This is a genomic window from Peribacillus acanthi, from assembly GCF_003073175.1.
Lineage (GTDB): Bacteria > Bacillota > Bacilli > Bacillales > DSM-1321 > Bacillus_BN > Bacillus_BN acanthi.
This window is the reverse complement of record NZ_QBBX01000006.1, coordinates 90,724-110,085: the sequence shown is the minus strand read 5'-3', so window position 1 is coordinate 110,085 and position 19,362 is coordinate 90,724. Positions and strand designations below refer to the sequence as shown.

Annotated in this window: 25 protein-coding genes and 1 pseudogene; 14 read left to right on the top strand and 12 right to left on the bottom strand. The window is 36.2% G+C overall.

The genetic code is table 11. The annotated features are described in order from the left end of the window. Together DBX25_RS21275 and DBX25_RS07880 are read left to right on the top strand one after the other, a co-directional pair. Window positions 1-179, top strand: a pseudogene (locus DBX25_RS21275) (diacylglycerol/lipid kinase family protein); the annotation flags it as partial. 372 nt (window positions 180-551) lie between these two features. Next, the gene (locus DBX25_RS07880; RefSeq protein ID WP_108670238.1) at window positions 552-2,276 is read left to right on the top strand and encodes a methyl-accepting chemotaxis protein; all 1,725 of its coding nucleotides are present in this window, start codon (window positions 552-554) and stop codon (window positions 2,274-2,276) included. A gap of 164 nt (window positions 2,277-2,440) precedes the next feature. Here the strand turns inward: DBX25_RS07880 and DBX25_RS07875 are convergent, their stop codons facing one another. The 6 genes from DBX25_RS07875 to DBX25_RS07850 all read right to left on the bottom strand — a co-directional run bounded on the left by DBX25_RS07875 (window position 2,441) and on the right by DBX25_RS07850 (window position 5,759). After that, the gene (locus tag DBX25_RS07875) at window positions 2,441-2,854 is read right to left on the bottom strand and encodes a pyridoxamine 5'-phosphate oxidase family protein (protein ID WP_108670237.1); all 414 of its coding nucleotides are present in this window, start codon (window positions 2,852-2,854) and stop codon (window positions 2,441-2,443) included. A 138-nt stretch (window positions 2,855-2,992) separates the two neighbouring features. Continuing rightward, entirely contained in the window at window positions 2,993-3,367 is a 375-nt protein-coding gene (locus DBX25_RS07870) for a hypothetical protein (protein ID WP_108670236.1), read from the bottom strand. A gap of 215 nt (window positions 3,368-3,582) precedes the next feature. Further along, window positions 3,583-4,299, bottom strand: coding sequence for a hypothetical protein (locus DBX25_RS07865; RefSeq protein WP_108670235.1), 717 nt, complete (start codon window positions 4,297-4,299; stop codon window positions 3,583-3,585). Between the two features lie 127 nt (window positions 4,300-4,426). Continuing rightward, complete coding sequence (locus DBX25_RS07860) at window positions 4,427-4,813, bottom strand: VOC family protein (protein WP_108670234.1); 387 nt, start codon at window positions 4,811-4,813, stop codon at window positions 4,427-4,429. Between the two features lie 115 nt (window positions 4,814-4,928). After that, window positions 4,929-5,369, bottom strand: coding sequence for a ferritin-like domain-containing protein (locus DBX25_RS07855; RefSeq protein ID WP_108670233.1), 441 nt, complete (start codon window positions 5,367-5,369; stop codon window positions 4,929-4,931). 39 nt (window positions 5,370-5,408) lie between these two features. Further along, window positions 5,409-5,759, bottom strand: coding sequence for a hypothetical protein (locus DBX25_RS07850; protein ID WP_108670232.1), 351 nt, complete (start codon window positions 5,757-5,759; stop codon window positions 5,409-5,411). Window positions 5,760-5,912: 153 nt separating this feature from the next. Here DBX25_RS07850 and DBX25_RS07845 point away from each other — a divergent pair, with 153 nt between their 5' ends. After that, on the top strand, window positions 5,913-6,284 hold the full coding sequence (locus tag DBX25_RS07845) for a cytochrome-c oxidase (protein ID WP_108670231.1): 372 nt from the start codon (window positions 5,913-5,915) through the stop codon (window positions 6,282-6,284). 223 nt (window positions 6,285-6,507) lie between these two features. On the opposite strand, the gene DBX25_RS07840 is transcribed toward DBX25_RS07845, so the two are convergent. Continuing rightward, entirely contained in the window at window positions 6,508-7,410 is a 903-nt protein-coding gene (locus DBX25_RS07840; protein ID WP_108670230.1) for an EamA family transporter, read from the bottom strand. Window positions 7,411-7,547: 137 nt separating this feature from the next. On the opposite strand from DBX25_RS07840, the gene DBX25_RS07835 reads away from it, so the two are divergent. Next, complete coding sequence (locus DBX25_RS07835; protein WP_108670229.1) at window positions 7,548-8,768, top strand: NAD(P)/FAD-dependent oxidoreductase; 1,221 nt, start codon at window positions 7,548-7,550, stop codon at window positions 8,766-8,768. Window positions 8,769-8,954: 186 nt separating this feature from the next. Continuing rightward, entirely contained in the window at window positions 8,955-9,392 is a 438-nt protein-coding gene (locus DBX25_RS07830; protein ID WP_108670228.1) for a transporter, read from the top strand. 30 nt (window positions 9,393-9,422) lie between these two features. Here DBX25_RS07830 and DBX25_RS07825 read toward each other — a convergent pair whose 3' ends face one another. Beyond that, window positions 9,423-10,226, bottom strand: a complete 804-nt coding sequence (locus tag DBX25_RS07825) for a glycerophosphodiester phosphodiesterase (RefSeq protein ID WP_108670227.1) — start codon at window positions 10,224-10,226, stop codon at window positions 9,423-9,425. Between the two features lie 144 nt (window positions 10,227-10,370). On the opposite strand from DBX25_RS07825, the gene DBX25_RS07820 reads away from it, so the two are divergent. From DBX25_RS07820 to DBX25_RS07805, 4 genes are all read left to right on the top strand, one after another. Continuing rightward, on the top strand, window positions 10,371-10,589 hold the full coding sequence (locus DBX25_RS07820) for a DUF1659 domain-containing protein (RefSeq protein WP_108670226.1): 219 nt from the start codon (window positions 10,371-10,373) through the stop codon (window positions 10,587-10,589). 40 nt (window positions 10,590-10,629) lie between these two features. Beyond that, complete coding sequence (locus DBX25_RS07815; RefSeq protein WP_108670225.1) at window positions 10,630-10,845, top strand: DUF2922 domain-containing protein; 216 nt, start codon at window positions 10,630-10,632, stop codon at window positions 10,843-10,845. Window positions 10,846-10,911: 66 nt separating this feature from the next. Further along, on the top strand, window positions 10,912-11,070 hold the full coding sequence (locus DBX25_RS07810) for a YvrJ family protein (RefSeq protein ID WP_108670224.1): 159 nt from the start codon (window positions 10,912-10,914) through the stop codon (window positions 11,068-11,070). Window positions 11,071-11,275: 205 nt separating this feature from the next. Next, window positions 11,276-12,586 carry an MFS transporter gene (locus tag DBX25_RS07805; RefSeq protein WP_108670223.1) on the top strand — a complete coding sequence of 437 codons (1,311 nt, stop codon included), beginning with the start codon at window positions 11,276-11,278 and terminating at the stop codon, window positions 12,584-12,586. A gap of 137 nt (window positions 12,587-12,723) precedes the next feature. On the opposite strand, the gene cspD is transcribed toward DBX25_RS07805, so the two are convergent. Beyond that, entirely contained in the window at window positions 12,724-12,927 is a 204-nt protein-coding gene (gene cspD / locus DBX25_RS07800) for a cold-shock protein CspD (protein WP_108670222.1), read from the bottom strand. A gap of 353 nt (window positions 12,928-13,280) precedes the next feature. On the opposite strand from cspD, the gene DBX25_RS07795 reads away from it, so the two are divergent. Further along, on the top strand, window positions 13,281-13,691 hold the full coding sequence (locus DBX25_RS07795) for a hypothetical protein (protein WP_108670221.1): 411 nt from the start codon (window positions 13,281-13,283) through the stop codon (window positions 13,689-13,691). Between the two features lie 345 nt (window positions 13,692-14,036). Continuing rightward, the gene (locus tag DBX25_RS07790) at window positions 14,037-14,879 is read left to right on the top strand and encodes a P-loop NTPase family protein (protein WP_108670220.1); all 843 of its coding nucleotides are present in this window, start codon (window positions 14,037-14,039) and stop codon (window positions 14,877-14,879) included. 45 nt (window positions 14,880-14,924) lie between these two features. On the opposite strand, the gene DBX25_RS07785 is transcribed toward DBX25_RS07790, so the two are convergent. Continuing rightward, window positions 14,925-15,383, bottom strand: a complete 459-nt coding sequence (locus DBX25_RS07785) for a GNAT family N-acetyltransferase (protein WP_108670219.1) — start codon at window positions 15,381-15,383, stop codon at window positions 14,925-14,927. Between the two features lie 380 nt (window positions 15,384-15,763). On the opposite strand from DBX25_RS07785, the gene DBX25_RS20530 reads away from it, so the two are divergent. Beyond that, window positions 15,764-15,919 (top strand): hypothetical protein, encoded by a 156-nt coding sequence (locus DBX25_RS20530; RefSeq protein ID WP_157950913.1) that lies wholly within the window; start codon window positions 15,764-15,766, stop codon window positions 15,917-15,919. Window positions 15,920-15,949: 30 nt separating this feature from the next. Here DBX25_RS20530 and DBX25_RS07780 read toward each other — a convergent pair whose 3' ends face one another. Beyond that, window positions 15,950-16,825, bottom strand: coding sequence for a metal-dependent hydrolase (locus tag DBX25_RS07780; RefSeq protein WP_108670218.1), 876 nt, complete (start codon window positions 16,823-16,825; stop codon window positions 15,950-15,952). A gap of 132 nt (window positions 16,826-16,957) precedes the next feature. Here DBX25_RS07780 and DBX25_RS07775 point away from each other — a divergent pair, with 132 nt between their 5' ends. After that, window positions 16,958-18,532, top strand: a complete 1,575-nt coding sequence (locus tag DBX25_RS07775; protein WP_108670217.1) for a peptide chain release factor 3 — start codon at window positions 16,958-16,960, stop codon at window positions 18,530-18,532. Between the two features lie 22 nt (window positions 18,533-18,554). On the opposite strand, the gene DBX25_RS07770 is transcribed toward DBX25_RS07775, so the two are convergent. Next, window positions 18,555-18,875, bottom strand: coding sequence for a TIGR04104 family putative zinc finger protein (locus DBX25_RS07770; protein ID WP_108670216.1), 321 nt, complete (start codon window positions 18,873-18,875; stop codon window positions 18,555-18,557). A gap of 88 nt (window positions 18,876-18,963) precedes the next feature. Between DBX25_RS07770 and DBX25_RS07765 the strand changes: the two genes are divergently transcribed. Next, window positions 18,964-19,143 (top strand): H-type small acid-soluble spore protein, encoded by a 180-nt coding sequence (locus DBX25_RS07765; protein ID WP_108670215.1) that lies wholly within the window; start codon window positions 18,964-18,966, stop codon window positions 19,141-19,143. Window positions 19,144-19,362 lie beyond the last annotated feature (219 nt).

The following is a 19,362-nucleotide window of genomic DNA, read 5'->3' as shown; positions in this document are numbered from 1 at the left end:
CATCCCTACTAAAGGGAGAGCTAAGAGAAGATGATGAAGTCATCTACTTTACATCCAAAAAGGTCAACATTTCTTCGAACCAAACACTTGTCACAAATGTTGATGGTGAAGAAGGTGAACAGTTGCCTGTAAAACTTGAAGTTCTTCGTAAGCATATTGAAGTAATCGTGCCAAAGTGACAATATAGCTGCTGACATTCTGCTTGTGATTGGATGATAGAATCCTTATCCAAAATATCAAGAGCAAGTTTAAGAAAATATAAAAAAAATAATAGAATTTCGAAAGATAGTAGAGGTAAGATTCTGGTAATCTAGCTTCTACTATTTTTAGCTTATTGTTATAGTTCTTTTATATCATTGTAAGAAGTAATAGTTTCCAGTAAAATAGGTCTATAAATTTATACTATTTTAAATATACATGATGAATTCGAAGAGTTTATGCAAGGGGATTATAAAAAGTAGGTATATAGTATGAAAGTGTCTGGGGATTCGACCCCATTACACTTCCTAAGTTAATAAAAGAATTTGCTAGTCTTCCAGGGGGATTATACTATGAGGAGATTTTTAAAGGTAGGATCAAAGCTTGCTAGTTCCTTCGCAATTATAATGATTATGATGTTGATTATGGGGTTAGTAGGTTTATTCAATATGAACAAAATGAACCAAAAATCCAAAGAAATGACGGAAGAATGGCTTCCAAGAGTAGAACAAGTCAATCGCATCAACTATTTAACTGAACATATGTTAGCCATAGAATTAAAGTATATAACTGAATCTGATGTAAACAAAAGAACACGTCTTGATAGTGATATTCGAGTCACGACAGCATTAATGAATCGTTCGTTAAAAGAATATTCCGATTCTGCAACTTCAAGAAGGGAACAAGAATCGATTGCAAACTTATCTAATGCTTGGAATGATTACTTGAAGTTTCATGATGAATTCATGACGTTGGCGCTTTCTAAGGATTTATTGGCTCCTGAAAACCGTTCAGAGCTATCTAACCAATATATTAAATCAGAGGCTATTTTTAATAAGATAGAAGAGCATATAAAAGAACTTATTGTTATTAATACTAATGGAGCATTAAAGGCAGGGAATGAGAGTGAAAAGTTATTTCAAGCCACAAGAGTAAATACAATCATTATGCTGTCAGTGGCAATTTTGCTTGGAATCATCCTTGCTACATATTTGACTAGAAATATCCGTATACCATTACAAAAGCTAAATAAAAATGTTCGAATCGTTGCTGAAGGGGATTTTACAATCGATCCAATAGATGTCAAAAATAGAGATGAGATTGGTGAACTTGCTGAATCATTCAATACAATGGGCTTTAATTTAGCACGGTTAATTCGTGAAGTTAGCCTAACGTCAGAACAGGTAGCTGCATCAGCGGAACAGCTAACGGCAAGTTCCGAGCAAACAAGCTTAGCGACGCAGCATATCGCATCTACGATACAAGAGGTAGCGTCTACAACTGATATGCAGTTGCAGAGTGTCGAAGAAAGTTCCAAGGCGGTATCCAATTTATCTAACGAGGTATTCCAGGTCGCCAAAAGTGCACAAACAGCTTCGCAAATTTCAGAGAATGCCTCAGGACTTGCAAAAGAAGGTGAAATGTCCATCAAACTGGCTGTCACGCAAATGAATTCCATTTACAATACTATCGATGAATTGGCAACAGTGATTCAAAACTTAGGGAAACATTCCCTAGAAATTGGACAAATCAGTGGTGTCATTACTGGAATTGCGGATCAGACGAATCTTTTGGCTCTTAACGCAGCGATCGAAGCTGCTCGTGCGGGAGAACAAGGTAGGGGATTTGCTGTAGTGGCCGATGAAGTTAGAAAATTGGCAGAACAATCTTCTTTATCAGCACAAAAAATTGGGGATTTAATAAAAACCATTCAACTAGAATCTCAAAATGCAGAGACTGCTATGAGATTAGGAACCCAAGAAGTTAATGAGGGTATCCAAGTAGTCAATAAAACGGGTAATACCTTCAACCATATTATTGAAGCAGTTGAGCAAGTAGTAAAACGAATTCAGGAAGTCTCACAAGCTTCTCAACATATGTCAGTAGGTGCTTCAGAAGTAGATGCATCGATTAAAGAAATAGCCGGAACTGTTGCTAATACTGCATCAGGAACTGAAGCTGTTTCTGCATCCACAGAAGAACAGTTAGCATCGATGGAAGAAATTTCAGCTTCAGCATCGTCCTTATCTCAAATGGCTGAGAACATGCAAGATTTAATCAAAAAGTTTAAAGTATAAACCAAAACAGCCGTACAAGGAATATATCTTGTCGGCTGTTTTGTTAATCTTTAAAAATGTAATATTGAAAGCAAGAACTAAGGTGAGCTCGTGGACAATTAATTGATTAAGGAATAAATACAACAAGACTATCGCCACTTTAGACTTGGTGATTGCCTAGTTTTCTAAAAACGTAACTCTTCTGGGTCTCCATCTATATTCATCAAACGAATATATTGGGGTTGGATTTCAAGGATGATGAGATTCGGATCATCTTTTCCATCAAACCATTTTTCCAATTCTTCATTCCAAATCTTATCGATCGTTTCTTTAGAGTCTGTCAAGTGAGCTTTTCCTTCGTACTCAATAAAAGAATCACCAAGACCTTCCCCGTTATATCCTAACAAAATATGAACGAATGGATTCTTCTCCAGCTCTTCCACTTTATGCGTCAGTTTGCTGGTTGCTGTATATAAAACCAATTCGTCATGAAAAAAAGTCATATACCTAGAATGTGGCTTATTGTTCTGTACGGTTGCTAAAGTCCCGACCTTATTAGCTTCTAGTACCTTTAACACATTTTCTTTTGTATTAGTCATGCAAAGACCTCCTCATAAATTTACATAATATTACTGTTCCTTTAAGTGGAGGAAAGTAAACATGATTTTGTTCTTCCAAAAAAAAAATGAGGTTAATCACCCTCATTCGGTAATCATCCTCATAATTTATTTTTATAATTATTCATCCTCATTTTCTTCGTCATCCTCAGGTTCAACGGCGTAAACAATCAAGAATTCGTGCTCTTCTTCTTCTAGTTTGTTTAATTCATTTTCATTTCCACGTTCAAGGGCATCATGAACCTTTTTACAAATATAATGAACCGTGCCGTCAACTTTAGCTAGTTCAACAGTTTCTTGGTTGTCAAATTGAAGAACTAGAAGGCTATTACAAACCCCGCACTTTCCGATGTCGTAATGACCAAATCCTGTTTTTACACCTTCAATGAAGCAGGAGGAACAGTAGGATTTTACACCAGCGTCATCTTTGAATTCATCCGTCAATATTAATTCACTATGATCAAAGTCTTTATTACATTTTGCACATACAGCCATGAAATATCACCTCAAATTAAAATCGTACAAATAGAATAACACAATAGAGTGGCAATCATGAAATGAAAGCTATGACGATTTAGGAACAATTTGAGTAGGAGAAAGAGATGTTGCTGACGTGCTTATTAAGGAGCCCCTAGATTTTCATTGGAAATTTAATAGAGCGATTACATTAAATAACCCTGAATCGCCAGAAAGCTCTTCAGGGTCTAAAATTATTTCTTGTTTTGAATGCTTTCCAGCATTGCCCACATATTTGGACCTAATCCTTCTGCAGCCTCTTTAGCAGGGAGAAACACCGTCAACACATATGGGTGATTGTTAAATTTCTTTCCTACATAAATTACGGATGTTCTGACATCTGAATTTTCTTCTGTAATGATGTAGAACTCTGCATCATGGAAAGACTTAAGGAAAAGTTTCTTTGGATCTTCCTCAATGGCTTTGCCTTTATAAGAATCAAGAAGGTTTTTCTTGATTTTACTTAAATCAGTGTCAGGCGACAGTTTTTCAATTCTAGCAAAAAAAGAATCATCGTAAGTAGATGTGAGTATGTCTTTATTTGGTTCTTCAGCGTCTAGGTTAAAGTTATCTAATACATAAATATAGTAGCCTAGTTCACTTTCATTTAAAGTAGCTGGCCGCTTTTCTATTTGCCCTTCAACGTGAACCTCAAGGTCCTTAGTCTTTGGTAATGAGGAATCAGAACCTACAGCTTTCTCACTATCATTTTCTGTTACTTCTTCAGAATCTTTAGAAGAAGAGTCTTCCCCGCTAGTTTCTTTATCGCTTGAATCGGAATCCGTTTCCTCATTAGTTACTGGTTCTTTTGATATTACTTCTTTCTGTACGTCTTCTGTTTGTTCAGATCCACATGCAGTTAACAATAGAGCAGCCAATATGCTAATGGAAATTTTATATAAACCTTTCATTTCAGTAACACTCCTTAGTGAAATTTCTTTTTTCCGGAAAAAGAAAATTGTTATGCATTCAAGAGGTTAGACGGACGGTTACTTGAAAATGTTTCTATAAATCGTAAAATAATCAAAAAATAGGAAATTAGGAGGGGGCGACAATTTCTACTTTCATCCGTTCTGGATCTTCAAAATAAACTGCATAATGGGAAGGACCACCTGCGTAGGGGTGCTTGTCCTTATACAGGATGGTAATGTTTTTATGTTTTAATTTTTCTGTGAACCTATCAACCTCCTCACGACTCTTTGCCCAGAAGGCAAGATGATTTAAACCAGGTCTGCAACGATGATAGGGGATATCCAAAAAACGATCTTCGGCTTGTACAAATACGAGATATGTACTGTCCATTTTATAACTAAACCCTTGATCCCATTCTTGAAATAAACTATAGCCTAACTCTTCTAATAGCCACCCCCAGAATCTTTTTGAATCAGGAAGAGATCGTACATAGAGCTCAACATGATGAAGCATAACAACACTCCTTATTTTGGTATATACCCATATTAACATGAAAAATTCGTCAATTTGGAAGAAGTCCTTCACTAATGAAAGAAGGACCCGAATAGATTCAGGCCCTTCGCTAACGTCATTGTAATAAGGAATTTAGTGTTGATAAATGTCTGTGATCACGATCAATAATCTCTTGCACAATCCTGTTGCTTTCAGGATCTAAATCACCTTGTACCATTTTCTCTGAAAGACTAATACCATAATAGCCTTCACCAACAATTGCTTTTTTGATTAGCTCATTCCGGTTTTTTGGTGTGGTGAATTTACTTATGAAATCAGCAACAGAACCGATGATCCCCTCGTCCGTAACAGGTGTCCCACCAAGATTCTGTATTCGTTCTGCTACTCTCATCGCATGGAATTTATGTTCTTGCTGAATTTTTTGGAAGGCTCTCTTTACATCGTGGTCGTCTGTATTTTGGATGAAATGTTCATACGCATGAATTCCCATGTATTGTCCTTTTAAAAAGCTATTCAATTCATCTATAACATCTTGATTATCGTTTTGCACAACCATCACTTCCTTTCCTCATTATTATCTTTTGGTTTATGGAAGTTATCCAAGTTTTTCAATGGTTGCATCTTGAATTTCAACAATTTCATGAAAGTATTGACTAATTTGTCCCCATCTTTCTGGGTAAAGCTGTTTGAAAGAAGCGGTTGCATCTGAAGAGTATGTAATAAGATAGTCATAGGTTTTATTTTTTTTATGAAGGTCATGATGTAAGGCATGAAGAAGGGTATAATGGCTATGAATTTGGTATGGATTGATTGTTACCTGTTCGATACCGTACGCGTGTATATATTGCTGAATAGAAGATAATTGAATCTCGACACTTTTTTCTCCAGATTCACCGTTAATCGGTAATTTCCCGTTAATATAAGTAATGCCTTTCATTGTAATCACCTCAACCTCCATTGTTGACGGAGAAAGGCTTCAATATACCAGTAACTGTATTCTTCATACTCGGATTTCGTGGATAATTCTTTTTTACTACATGGATGTTCTTTAATGCTTAGTTAATTTATATACTGTAGTAAGTAAAAAGGAGGTGGGATAATGGGGATTAAGTTAATCAAAATATCAACTTTGTATTTTGTGATTGGTGTATCGCTTGGCTATTATATGTCTGTTGCGCATAACTATGAATTAACTGGAGTGCATGTTCATATTAATTTGCTAGGCTGGACGGCACTAACATTAGCAGGACTCATTTATCATACGTTTCCTAACCTTGCGAACAGCAAATTAGCCAAGTGGCATTTCTGGCTTCATAATCTGGGTCTACCCATCATGATGATAGCCCTAGCTTCATTAATTCTTACTGGAAATACAGCACTGACAGCAGCAATAGCTACAGGTGCTACACTTACCGTTTTAGGGATTTATATATTCGCATACAATGTATGGGCCAATTTAAAGAGTGAATAAAACATAAGAAAGGAGATGCCACCTAAGCATCTCCTTTTGTTATTTACCTAATGTGAATCCTTCAAATAATCTGTCGCCATATGGTTGTAAAGCTTGATCAACTAATTTTTATGATGAGGTCTTTATTGTCTGTTCCATAAAACGTATCAAATGCTTTAACGTATTCACCTGATCAATTGATTTTAACCTCTTCATATTTTATATTCTCCTCGTTCTGTATTTCTCAGGCGGAAACCTGTTTTGGATGTTTTCTTGTGTTTGAGAATCGGAACTGTGGAATGACAATGCCAATTACAATTAATCCAATCCCAAACCATTGTAAAGCTGAAATATGTTCATGCAAAAAAATCATCGCACAAATGATCGATGCTGGAAGTTCAGCAGATCCAATGATGGATGCATGACTAGCCTCGACTTTTGGAGCAGCAATGGCAAACAAAGCTACCGGGAATACGACACCGAAAAGTCCGGTTAAAAAGGAGAATTTCCATAAACTTGTTTCAAAAAGGGTACCGTCAAAAATAAAAGCTGGGCTAAAAACAACTAAGACTAAGAGAGACCCTCCCATCGTCAAGATCACACTACGTTCTAAACTCGGTATTCTTTTGGCTACTTTTCCTCCGGCAAAAAGGTACAATGAAAAACAAATTGCTGATAATAACCCATAAATTAGACCATCAAGAGAGACGTTACCAATGCCTTCCGTAAATAATTGTCCTGCAAATCCTGTACCTATTAATAAGAGTAGAATAGCAATACCTTTTTCGATGGAAGGAAGCTTTTTTTCCCAAATGGATTCTAGTAAGATGCCTATCCAAGAAAATTGGAATAGTAAGATGATAGATAATGAAGCAGAGTTTCTTTCTAAACTTAATGCATACATAATCCCTGTCATGCTTAAAAAGGTACCTACAAGCATGAGCATAGATAGCTCTTTTTTGGTTGGCTTGATTTTTTTGAAAAATGGCAACATAAATACCAGCATGATCAAGCCGAATAAATATTGATTTCCTGTCACATGTTGAATGGAGAAACCTTCATCAAGTGCAAGTTTAACCATGGATGCATGTACCCCATAGCTAGAGGCACCAAGAAGTAATAAAAAGGGGTATAGCATCTTATTCATATGTACGACTCCTTACGTGATTATGCTCCTTTTATTATAGTACAAGAATGTTTCGGATGGCGTAAAAAGTTTGAAGCTCATAATCCTCCTTAAGCAGAACATATTAACGATAGAGAAAAAAATGATGAGGTGAGAAAATGGACCTTCAAACTGGGAAGTTCTATTGGCCAGAAACAATTAAAAATAAGCCTGCATTTCCTGTACTTAAGGAGGATATTGAATGTGATGTGTTGATTATAGGAGGAGGAAGTTCAGGTTCTCAATGTGTATTCTATCTTATGGACAAAGGATTGGACGTGGTTGTTGTTGAGGCAAACCATGTCTCATCTGGAAGTACTGCTACAAACACGGCGTTGATTCAATATTTAGGAGAGAAGTTTTATCATGAGTTAGTTCATACGTTTGGTGAGGAACGTGCTACTAGGCATGTAAAGCTATGTGAACAAGCCATTACCGATTTAGAGACTGCTAGTAAGACTATACCAAGAGATGCTCAATTTGTACGTAGGGATAGCCTTTACTTTGCTTCAGATGAGGAAGGCGCTATCAAGCTTGAAAAGGAATATGAGTTGCTAGTCAAACATGGTTTTAATGTGGAGATGTGGGATGAAATTAATATAGAAAGCCACTATCATTTCAAAAAACAAAAAGCCCTATACCTAAGTGATGATGCCGAGTTGAACCCTGTTGCATTGACCTATGGATTGTTCGAAATGGCACGAGAAAAAGGTGTTCGGATTTTTGAACAAACCTTAATTAACGGGAAGAAATATGAAAATGGTATTTGGACCTCTTACACAGCGAATGGCAACACCATTAAGGCCAAACACTTAATTATTGCGGCAGGGTACGAAACGCTAGAATTTAAGAAACATAAGAATTTAGCGATTGAAAGTACATATGCAGTTGTGACAAATGTAATAGATGATCTATCATCCTGGCATAATCGGACTTTAATATGGGAAACGGCTAGACCCTACATTTATTTGAGGACCACTCCAGATCAACGTGTCATCATCGGAGGATTGGATGAAACAACAGATATTGCGGAAGAAAGAGACTCAAAACTACATAGCAAAAAAGAAAGGTTAATTGTGGAATTTAATAAGCTTTTCCCTCATATCCAAGCAAGGGCGGAATACTTCATAGGTGCAGCATACGGCGGGACAACCGATGGGCTTCCAATGATTGGTTGTTACGATGACATGCCGAATTGTTATCATATTTATGCCTATGGTGACAACGGAACGGTCTACAATATGGTTTTAGGAAAAGTTGTAGGGGAGATGATTGTAACTGGACATAGTCCTAATTTTGATTTGTATGTCCAGACACGGAGTACCATAAATGGGTATTAATTGGGGTATGGGACTTAACTTGGTACGAACATGAATAATCTGCAAGTGGGGGATATTTTTCACTACCTCTTTTAGCAATGCGATTATAGTACATAACATGCGGAAAAGAAATTTAAAAAGTTTCATTTCACCAAAAATGGGTTTTTGCATACACATAGAGAGAACATTTGAGGTGAGGTGTATATCATGCAAGATGATCGACAGATGTTACCACCATTTGGTCCTGGAGGATTTCCATCACTGCCACCTTTTGGAGGAGGAGGGCCTTCTCAACCACCTTTTGGAGGGGGAGGATTCCCGTCTTCACCCCCATTTGGAGGAGGACCGGGTCAAGGTCCGGGTGCAGGTCAAGCTGCACCACCACAAGGACCACCGCCTTCATTCGTTCCTAATCAGACTACTGCAATGTCCGGTCCTAGTGCCTTTGCAGTTGATCCTGGAGCAATGAGGGGATGTCTATTCCGATTTACGTATGTTTGGTTAAATAATGGAAGTTCATTTTGGTTTTATCCAACCTTTATTGGTAGGAATTCCGTAGCTGGATATCGTTGGAGAAGAAGGCAAAGAAGATGGGTTTATTTCGGGATCGATACAAGACAAATACGTAGTTTTCAATGTTTCTAATATTAAACAAGAGGGTGACCGCCCTCTTGTTTATTTATACCATTCAGGATAATCTGTAGCAATTCCATCTACATTCATTTGGTGAATTTTTTTCTTTACATTTTTTGTACGTACAGTCCAAACAATACATTTCATGCTGTGTTCATGGATAGTTTGGATGAATCTCTTTGTTACAATGGTGTATTTGGGATTGAGATAGGAAATGTAGCCACTTAATCGTTCTATTTCCTTTAAATTTGGGAGTTTCTTGATCAATAATCCTAACGGAAGATTTGGCATCATTTTATTGAAACTCAGTAAAAACTCCTTATCGAAGGATTGAACAATGATTAGGTGTTTTCCTTTTTTTCTTCCTGAAAAATCCTCTAAGGTCGTTTTTAGTTTTTGCCCAATTTCAGGTTGTTCTTTTGGGTATTTTACTTCTATTAGAAATCCAATTTTTCCATTATATTTTTCTAATACCTCATCTAAAACAGGTATTCTTTCCTCGCAAAATACCTTTGAAAACCAAGTCCCTGCATCTAGTTTTATAAGTTCATCTTTTGTATAATTATCGACTAGTCCTTCGCAATTCGTAGTTCTTTCAAGTGAACGATCATGTATGACCATCAGTTCTCCATCCATAGAAAGCTGGATATCGAGCTCAATCATTTCAGCCCCATCTTCAAGTGCTTGATCAAATGCAGAATAGGTATTTTCTGGACAAGCCCCACTTGATCCGCGATGAGCGATGATTATAGGAGGGGACACAGGTTCAATACTTCTATTATTCAACTTATTAACCAATATGTAGAGGACTAGTAATAAAGCTAGACCTAATGCTATCCATTCCATCTAAACCTCATTCCTTTCTATCCTCCTATTTTAACCCTATCTATCGGCTATTTACCTCTCCATGAAAAAAACAAACAAAATTTTAGTGGCGACGCCCCTTTTTGCTATTGAAAGTATATAACAATAGCGAAGGAGGTGATACAAATGGCAACTAAAACAATCGTTTCATATTCACTTCGATTAACGTTTGATGGTGGAGTAGACGGAAAAGGAAATCAAATCTTCAAGAGAAAAAGCTTTTCAAACATTGATGTGACTGCAACACCTGATCAGCTTTTTGCAACTGGTAATGCAATTGCGGTCCTTCAAGGATATCCGCTATTATCGATTGACAGTCAAGAATTACATGAACTAATGGCGTAGGAGGTAGGTTTCTAGTCTAGCAGAGAGGAGGAGAAATGAAATGGCAAAAACACTAGAATTATTGTTTGTATCGGAACAAGGAAAAAATTTAACTATCGCTATAGATAACCCTAAGGAGCCAATCGATGTTGAAACTGTAAAAAGCTCCATGGATACGATTATCGCACAGCAGGTTTTCACTTCTGCAGTAGGAAAACCAGCTGCCAAAAAAGGGATCAGAGTTGTGGAACGTAATGTTAATGATTTAGAAATGTAATACTGAAGGAGGGTGACTCTTAGTTTTGAGTCATCCTCTTTTTTAAAAAGAAAGGAGTGAGAGGAGATGGAGCAGTTATTTCCGTTCATTAGCGATGTGGGATTTCCAATTGTCGTGACTCTTTATTTACTTCATAGAATTGAAGGTAAACTAAATGTGCTCATTGAAACGATGCAAACCCTGCCAAGCAAAATGAAAGAAGAGCTCTCAGGTCGTGATATTTAATTGTTGTTGAGGGATTGTCCATAGCATTTGCTATTGGAGATAACCATAAATTTATTGACTATCCAACTAATTATTAATGATTGGGCCCCTGATGGTATCTCGCTGTCAGGGGTTGCGTATTTTATTGTTAATTTTGAAAGCATTACAGGATTTTTTATGTACGAAACGGAATAAATATAACATATAAAAAGAAAGGATGTGGAATATGGAAATTAGCCCGAATACTAACAAAACAAAACCAAAAAACAATCTAGGTCTTTATTTATCTTTACCTGTACTATCCTGGGCATTATATGATTTTGCTAATACGATATTTTCATCAAACATTAATACCATTTTCTTTCCATTTTATTTAGAAGAGACGATAGGGAAAAACGAAGTCCTCGATCAAATCGCCAGTACCTTCATCTCGTATTCGAATGCTTTGGCTAGTTTGTTTCTTGTCCTATTCTCACCACTATTTGGAGTGTTAATTGATCGTACAGGGAAGAAGAAAAAGTACATCGGGATATTCACACTGATTACAGTTGCTTGTACATTCTCAATGGGTCTTGTTGCAGCTTCTTCTATGAAAGGGGAGATATTTGGAATTCCCATAGTATTAGCCATGGTCATATTACTGTTTGTGATTGCGAAATTCTTTTATCATTCAAGTCTAGTCTTTTATGACACCATGATTTCTGATATTGGCAATAAAGAAACACTTCCGTTAATCTCAGGTTTCGGTGTGGCAGTAGGGTACGTAGGAACATTAGTTGGTTTATCGGTGTATCCGTTTGTGGGGGATAATGGCTCACATGTAGCTTTTATTCCAACTGCTCTATTATTCTTGGTTTTTTCCCTTCCTTTGTTCTTCTTTGTTAAAGAGCCGAAGGTAGTCCCAAAGAAAAAGGAATCATTCTTATCAGGGTATAAAGAAATTTATACAACGTTCAAAGAAATGCAGAATCATAGAAAGGTATTTATTTTCATGATTTCTTATTTCTTTATCAATGATGCCATTTCTACAGCAATTGCAATGATGGCGATTTATGCTAAAACGGTTGTTGGTTTTTCAAGTGGTGCATTTATTTTGCTCTATCTCGTTTCTACAGTTTCAAGTATTATTGGTTCCTTTATCTTTGGTCATATTACAAAGGCAAAAGGAGCTACGAAGTCTTTTGCTTATGTGGGAGTCTTGTTGCTGGTAGCATTGGCTGTGGCGACATTTGCGTTCCATCCTGGTCTTTTCTGGATTGCAGGCAGTTTATTTGGGGTAGCACTCGGATCTATGTGGGTTACGTCTAGGACATTAATTGTCGAATCCACTCCAGAAGAAAAAAGAGGTCAGTTTTTTGGGTTGTTTGCCTTTTCTGGTAAGGTTTCTGCCATCATTGGCCCACTAGTTTATGGAACAGTAACGTATCTGTTCGCGGACTATGGAACTTTGGCCAGCAGAATGGCTCTCGGTTCATTGATGGTTATGGCACTGATAGGGTTGATGGTTCATAGAAAAATAATTGATTTAAAAGTTTAATAGATTAGCCCCAGTTTGTTTTGCTGGGGCTTTTCCTATTCTAAAACATATAAAGCAGAAGAGAAAAAATTGACAAACAAAAAGGTGCTACCGGAAACCGGTAACACCTTGATCATTTGTATGGTTAGAATCGAGAATTAAAGTTTTACCACGTTTTTAGCTTGTGGTCCACGGTTACCTTCTTCGATTTCGAACTCAACTTCTTGACCTTCGTCAAGAGTTTTGTAGCCTTCACCTTGGATAGCAGAGAAGTGTACGAATACATCGTTGCCACCTGGTACTTCGATGAAACCGAAACCTTTTTCGCCGTTAAACCATTTTACTTTACCTGTTACTGTCATACTGTGAATCCTCCTAAAAGTTAAACAAAAATTAATATGTAATTTATTTCCTATAAGGAAAATAAAATTCACACATTATCAAGCATCAGAGTTTTACATATTATCCTTTGGTGTTTGATAATATGTGAATTTAGAATAATTAATTTTGTTCTTATATTTTAATATAACTGATTATATCGTACAAATCGAAAAATAACAAGAATATTAATGAAAATTTTCCAAACTGATGCATATATTTCTAAACAATGTGAACAGCTATTTTTAAGTATTTTTATTAAAAAAAACGAGTAATAATCATGTATTTGGACACACTTCTAACGAGATATACTTTAGAAAAGGAGAGTAATTTTACAATGGGAAAATATATATTAGCTTTACCCCTACTATTATTTATTTGTGGATGTACATCAGTTGATAGAGAGGTAGAAAAAGAGGTAATTGAAACTTCTCTATCAAATAAAGATGTCCAAGCTAGCTTGTCAGAAATCATAGAAATATTGAATCAATTCGAAAAGGATCTAGAAAAGAAAGCAGACAAAGAGATTATCAATAAATATGGACAACAAATAGAAGAGAAGTGGGATAGCATAGAGAAACAAGTCGAAACAAAATACCCCGATGAATATGTAAATGTAGAAAAAAGTCTTTATCCACTAATAGGTGAGGCTAAATCTCCTGAATTTAATCTAGAAAAAGTAAAGGTTTATTTAAAGGAATCAATATTTAAAATAAGTAATCTAAAAGAAAAATGGGGATCACATTAAGTTGAAATTGACAATTTTGCATTCGCATCCAATTATAAAGATTAAAATTCATTTTAATGGCCATCTGCACGTGGGCCATTTTTTTTTACCTCATGGCTTGAAGTGTTAGTAGTAAACGAACCCCAAAAAATAGTTGTTAAAAAAATCTGTTTCCCATACAATTATTGGTAACTGATATGAATGGAGGAATGTTGTGAAATGGAGTAGATATCTTATCTTTACACGGCAAAGCAATAAACCGAGAGTCAAAGATAGGATTAGTCTGACCCTTTTCATGCGTTCAAGGTTTGGATTGGAGAAGGAATATTGCTTTGCCCATTTTTATAAAAATGGGGAGGTATTTTCATGAGAGAAACTAAACTGATTATCGTTGAAGGAATTTGGGGCTCTGGTAAAACAACCACGGCTCAGAATATACAAAAAAAGCTTTTAAATCGTGGGAAGAATCATGAATTATTTGTAGAAGGCAATTTAAAGCACCCGGCAGATTTTGATGGAGTAGCTTATTTAAGCGGAAATGAGTACAGAGAATTAACAAAACTATTCCCAAATTATGTGAGGGTAATTGGAAAATACACGGAAGAAGAAGGAGGATATCAGTTAGTACATTATAAAAAGCTGCTTCAAGAAAATAATGAAGTAAATCAAGAATTTACTTCATACATTTCTCAATTCGATGTGTACGATGGCAATCTATCCATGGAAACACATATCCATGTGGTACTTTCGCAGTGGAGAAAGTTTGTCGAGAACGCAAAAGTTTCAGATAATATCTGGATTTTTGAGTGTTGTTTCTTGCAAAATCCTTTGACTGCCATGTTAGCAAAGTACAATGCGACGGATGATACAATTAAAAATTATATACAAACCTTGGCTAAAACTATTGAACCATTGAATCCCACTGTCATTTATCTTTACCAAACAAATATTAATGAGACATTTGATAAGGCATGCCAAGAAAGATCGCTCGAATGGGTTGATGGAGTGACTCATTATGTAACGAGCCAAGGGTATGGGAAAGCAGCAGGTTTAGCAGGGAAGAGTGGAACAGTTGCATGGTTAGAAAAACGAAAACAATTAGAGCTCGAGGTCCTTACTGTTCTACCATTTGAATCTTTTATCATCGAAACTAGTGATCAAAATTGGTCTCGTATTGATATAGGAATTGAACAATTTTTATCCCTATAAAGATTTGGAGGATAGGCTTAAATTATGGCCTATCCTCTTCTATATTTATATCTTTTTTTCAAAGCATTCGACAAAGGTATTCTTGAATGGTTTATCTGTATAATAGTTGAAGCCTAGACGTTTCCAAAAGTTCTTCGCAGAGTCATTTTCTTTTAGAACTGCTAAACGAATGATTTCCACGCCTCTATTTCTCATTTGTTGTTCATAAAGCAGATAAGCACTTGTACCATATCCATAACCTTGATAGTCCCCGTGGATCATTAAGTATCCAAGCCATGGATAGCCATCTTTTTCATTTAACATCATATAGTCAATCAAGCCAATATAGGTATCATCGGCTTTAATAAAAAAGGCTTCGGATTTTTCATTTAATAAATCTTCTTTAACCTCTTCAGTCGATCTCGATTCACAGCCATTTTCCATTTTATTATAGGCAGGATTAGAATTAACAATTTCCTCGGCAATGTAAATGTTTTCTACGGTTAACTTTTCAAACGTGACCATTTGTAGCTCCTTTCATATCCAACACCAATTGTACACAGATTCGATGGACGAGGAAAGGAAATTTCAGATAACTGGAATATTATACTACGTCTCCATCTGGTTTTTAATGGTTTTGGAGGGATATATATATGGTAGAACAAAAACAAAGGAAGTGATCTCAATGAAAAGAAGATTATTGAAAAGGGTTGCGGTCGCAGTTATGCCTTTTGTCATTAAAGGGGCAAAGAATTACTGGAGAAAACGTAAAATGACAAAATCATTAATGAAATAAAAAAAACGAGTCGACAAAAATTCGTCGGCTCGTTTTTATTTTTGTAGGTACACTTTCCAATGTAAAGAAACCAGTTAAAGTTTAACCATACAGAATTAAGGAAACAATTATGAAAAAACAAAGTAATGAGGGATCAATATCTATGGATGAATACTGTACTGATTTGAATTTGTTTAAAGGCTTACTTTGGGGAACGGCTTTAAGTATCCCACTTTGGTTATCGTTTTTTGGGTGGCTTAAATTATTTATTGGATTTTTAGAATAATCCTTTACGCTTTATACAAACACTGATTCACTATTCCATCTGGTTTTTTTCCATATATTCAAATAAAAAAGATTGACCGTTTCGATAAAATCTGGGGTCATAAACTCCAAGAACATTGTCATCATTTACGATTACTACAAATGGTGACCATTCATACAAGGTTTTCGCTTTTGGATTATGCTTGAATAAATCATCTAGTTCAGCTTGTTCATAAGAGTGCAATTTGTATTTTATGATTGGATCAGAAAGTAATGAATCTCCATAGATAACTACATCTTCACCATTTTTCGTAATAACATCATACTTCCATGGAAGGAAGGTAGCCGAAAGTGCTACCTCATCATGTGATTGTTGATAGGAATGAAATAAGGTGTACCCTTGAGCAGATTGCAGAAAAATATGGAGCAGGATAGCGATCCAAGCATATTGATAATACCTAGGCGCATTTAATTTGTTTCGTTTACTGAGAACAAAGGTCACAAAAATAATGAACCATATCACAAAATCAATGATAGGAATGGTTCCGAATGTGATACGGACTTGAGAAAAAGGTTCCAAGTAGCCTGTACCCCAGGCATTGAATAAATCACTAGTGTCATGGATGAAGACTCCAATTAAGGAAAGCCAAAAAATTTTCTTGTCCTTTATCTTAAATATAAGAGCAATGAGAAAATAGATTAGTAATGCCCAAAGAGGGGCCATTAGGATAGAATGGGTAATACCACGATGCCACATTTGGTATTGACCAGCAGTATCCCAAAGCCTAGATACCACATCAATTTCAGGTATTTGGTTTGCGACCAGGGAAGCGGTCAGGAAGGCACGTCTCTCACGTTTTGACAGCTTCTCTTTTTTAATGACGCCATATTGGCAGATTCCAAATAGTGTGTGCGTAATTGAATCCATTGTAACAATCTCCGTTCTATCTGTAGACATTGAGTAGCCAATGTATAAGTGTATATGATATATTTTTTAAGTTAGTAATGTATCAGAATCAACATGATTACTATTTATTTTATATGATAAAGGATGTTATGAATGAAGTCTTCTATAAAGGATGAAGTGCAATCCAGAAAAACGTTTGCAATCATTTCCCACCCGGATGCAGGGAAAACGACGCTAACAGAAAAGCTACTACTATTCGGTGGAGCTATTCGTGATGCCGGAACAGTAAAAGCAAGAAAAACAGGGAAATACGCGACTTCCGACTGGATGGAAATTGAAAAGCAAAGGGGGATTTCCGTAACTTCTTCTGTAATGCAGTTTGATTATGACGGATTCCGCGTCAATATATTAGATACCCCTGGTCACCAGGATTTCAGTGAAGACACGTACCGTACATTAATGGCAGTAGACAGTGCTGTCATGATTGTCGATTCTGCAAAAGGTATTGAGGATCAAACCATCAAGCTATTTAAAGTATGTCGCATGCGTGGAATTCCTATTTTTACATTCATTAATAAAATGGACCGTCAAGGTAGAAATCCGCTTGATATTCTTGCTGAATTAGAAGAAGTATTAGGAATTGAATCGTATCCAATGAACTGGCCAATAGGAATGGGGAAGGATTTCCTTGGTATATATGATCGTTTTAACAATCGAATCGAGCAATTTAAGGAAGAGGACAATCGTTTCGTACCTTTAAATGAAGAAGGTGAAATCGATGGTGAGCATCCAATCAAGCATTCTCCACTTTACGAGCAAACATTAGAAGAAATCATGCTGCTGAGTGAAGCTGGGAATGAGTTTTCTGAGGAAAGAATCGCAAACGGGTTATTAACACCAGTATTCTTTGGTAGTGCATTGACTACATTTGGTGTGCAAACCTTCCTAGATGCATATTTAAAATTTGCTCCATCTCCACAACCGAGACAGTCCACTAATGGTGAAATCGATCCATTATCAGAGGATTTCTCAGGATTTATTTTCAAAATCCAAGCAAACATGAATCCAAAGCACCGTGATCGAATTGCATTTTTACGTATTTGTTCTGGTAAGTTTGAACGCGGAATGAGTGTGAATTTGAGTCGTACTGGAAAAGCCATTAACTTATCTTCCTCGACTCAATTCATGGCGGACGATCGTAATACAGTTAATGAAGCGGTGAGTGGTGATATCATTGGACTATATGATACCGGGAATTATCAAATTGGGGATACATTGACGACTAGCCGGGATATGTTCCAATTTGAACGTCTACCACAGTTCACACCTGAATTATTCGTAAAAGTTTCAGCAAAGAATGTCCTGAAACAAAAGCACTTCCATAAAGGAATCCACCAGCTTGTACAAGAAGGTGCAATCCAGCTATTTAAGACGGTTACAATGGAAGAGTATTTGTTAGGTGCAGTTGGTCAACTACAATTTGAAGTGTTCGAACACCGTATGCGTAATGAATACAATACAGAAGTCATCATGGAACGTGTCGGTTCTAAAATCGCACGTTGGGTTGAAGACGAAAAAGTTGACGAAAGACTAACGAACGCAAGAAGTATATTAGTAAAAGACCGTTATGAGCAATATGTATTCTTGTTTGAAAATGAATTTGCTTTAAGATGGTTCTCTGAAAAGAATCCAGATGTGAAGCTTTATAATCCAATGGATACAAAATAATATGAAATCCCCTCTGCCATAACTAGGCTAGAGGGGATTTTTTGTTAGGTATTAATTCAGGACTATACTTTGCAACAAATGGAATAATAGAAAGTGTAAACACCGCAATAGAGGTCATCACTCCTATATCTATGTAAATGGAAAATGGCATTCTAGGTGCCACCATAAACCCATAAATATATAAAGGAACAACAGTATAAATCGAAATCCATAATCTCGAGAACCCCGTTACTGCATATGATGTGCCACATTTTTCACAATCGATGGGCTTATAAGCTAATAATATTGACCAAAAAAGCGTTTTCCAAGAGAATTGAAAGTTGCATTTTTGACATTTTTGCATGCTAAGTTTTCCTCCTTTGCGTAAAAAATTGAATAAAATCCATTAACCATCAAACACTATAATGACTTAAATATGGGAGGTTACTTGGATGGAAGTTAACAGAGTAAAACAAATTCTATCTTCTTCAGCTGATATTGATGTAAGGTACCATGGCGCATCAGTCTGGATTGATCAATTACATGAGGATGGAAGAACGGCAACTGTACACTTACGAGGTCCTTTAGAAGAACGGACCCAAGTTGATATAGCTGAACTGGAAGAAGCTTAAACATTCCACCACCCTTTAATTTCAAAAAGGGTGGTTTTTTACTTAATAAACGCACCGACAAACGAAGTCACTGTGATTACTAAAACAAAATATATTAATTTAATTTCCCTGTTATATCTACCGATTAGCTTATCAATAACAATCTGAAGGATTCTGGAAATAACCAAAACTCCTAAAAAGTATGGAAGTATTAAAATAGGATGATTTAATATAAATTTT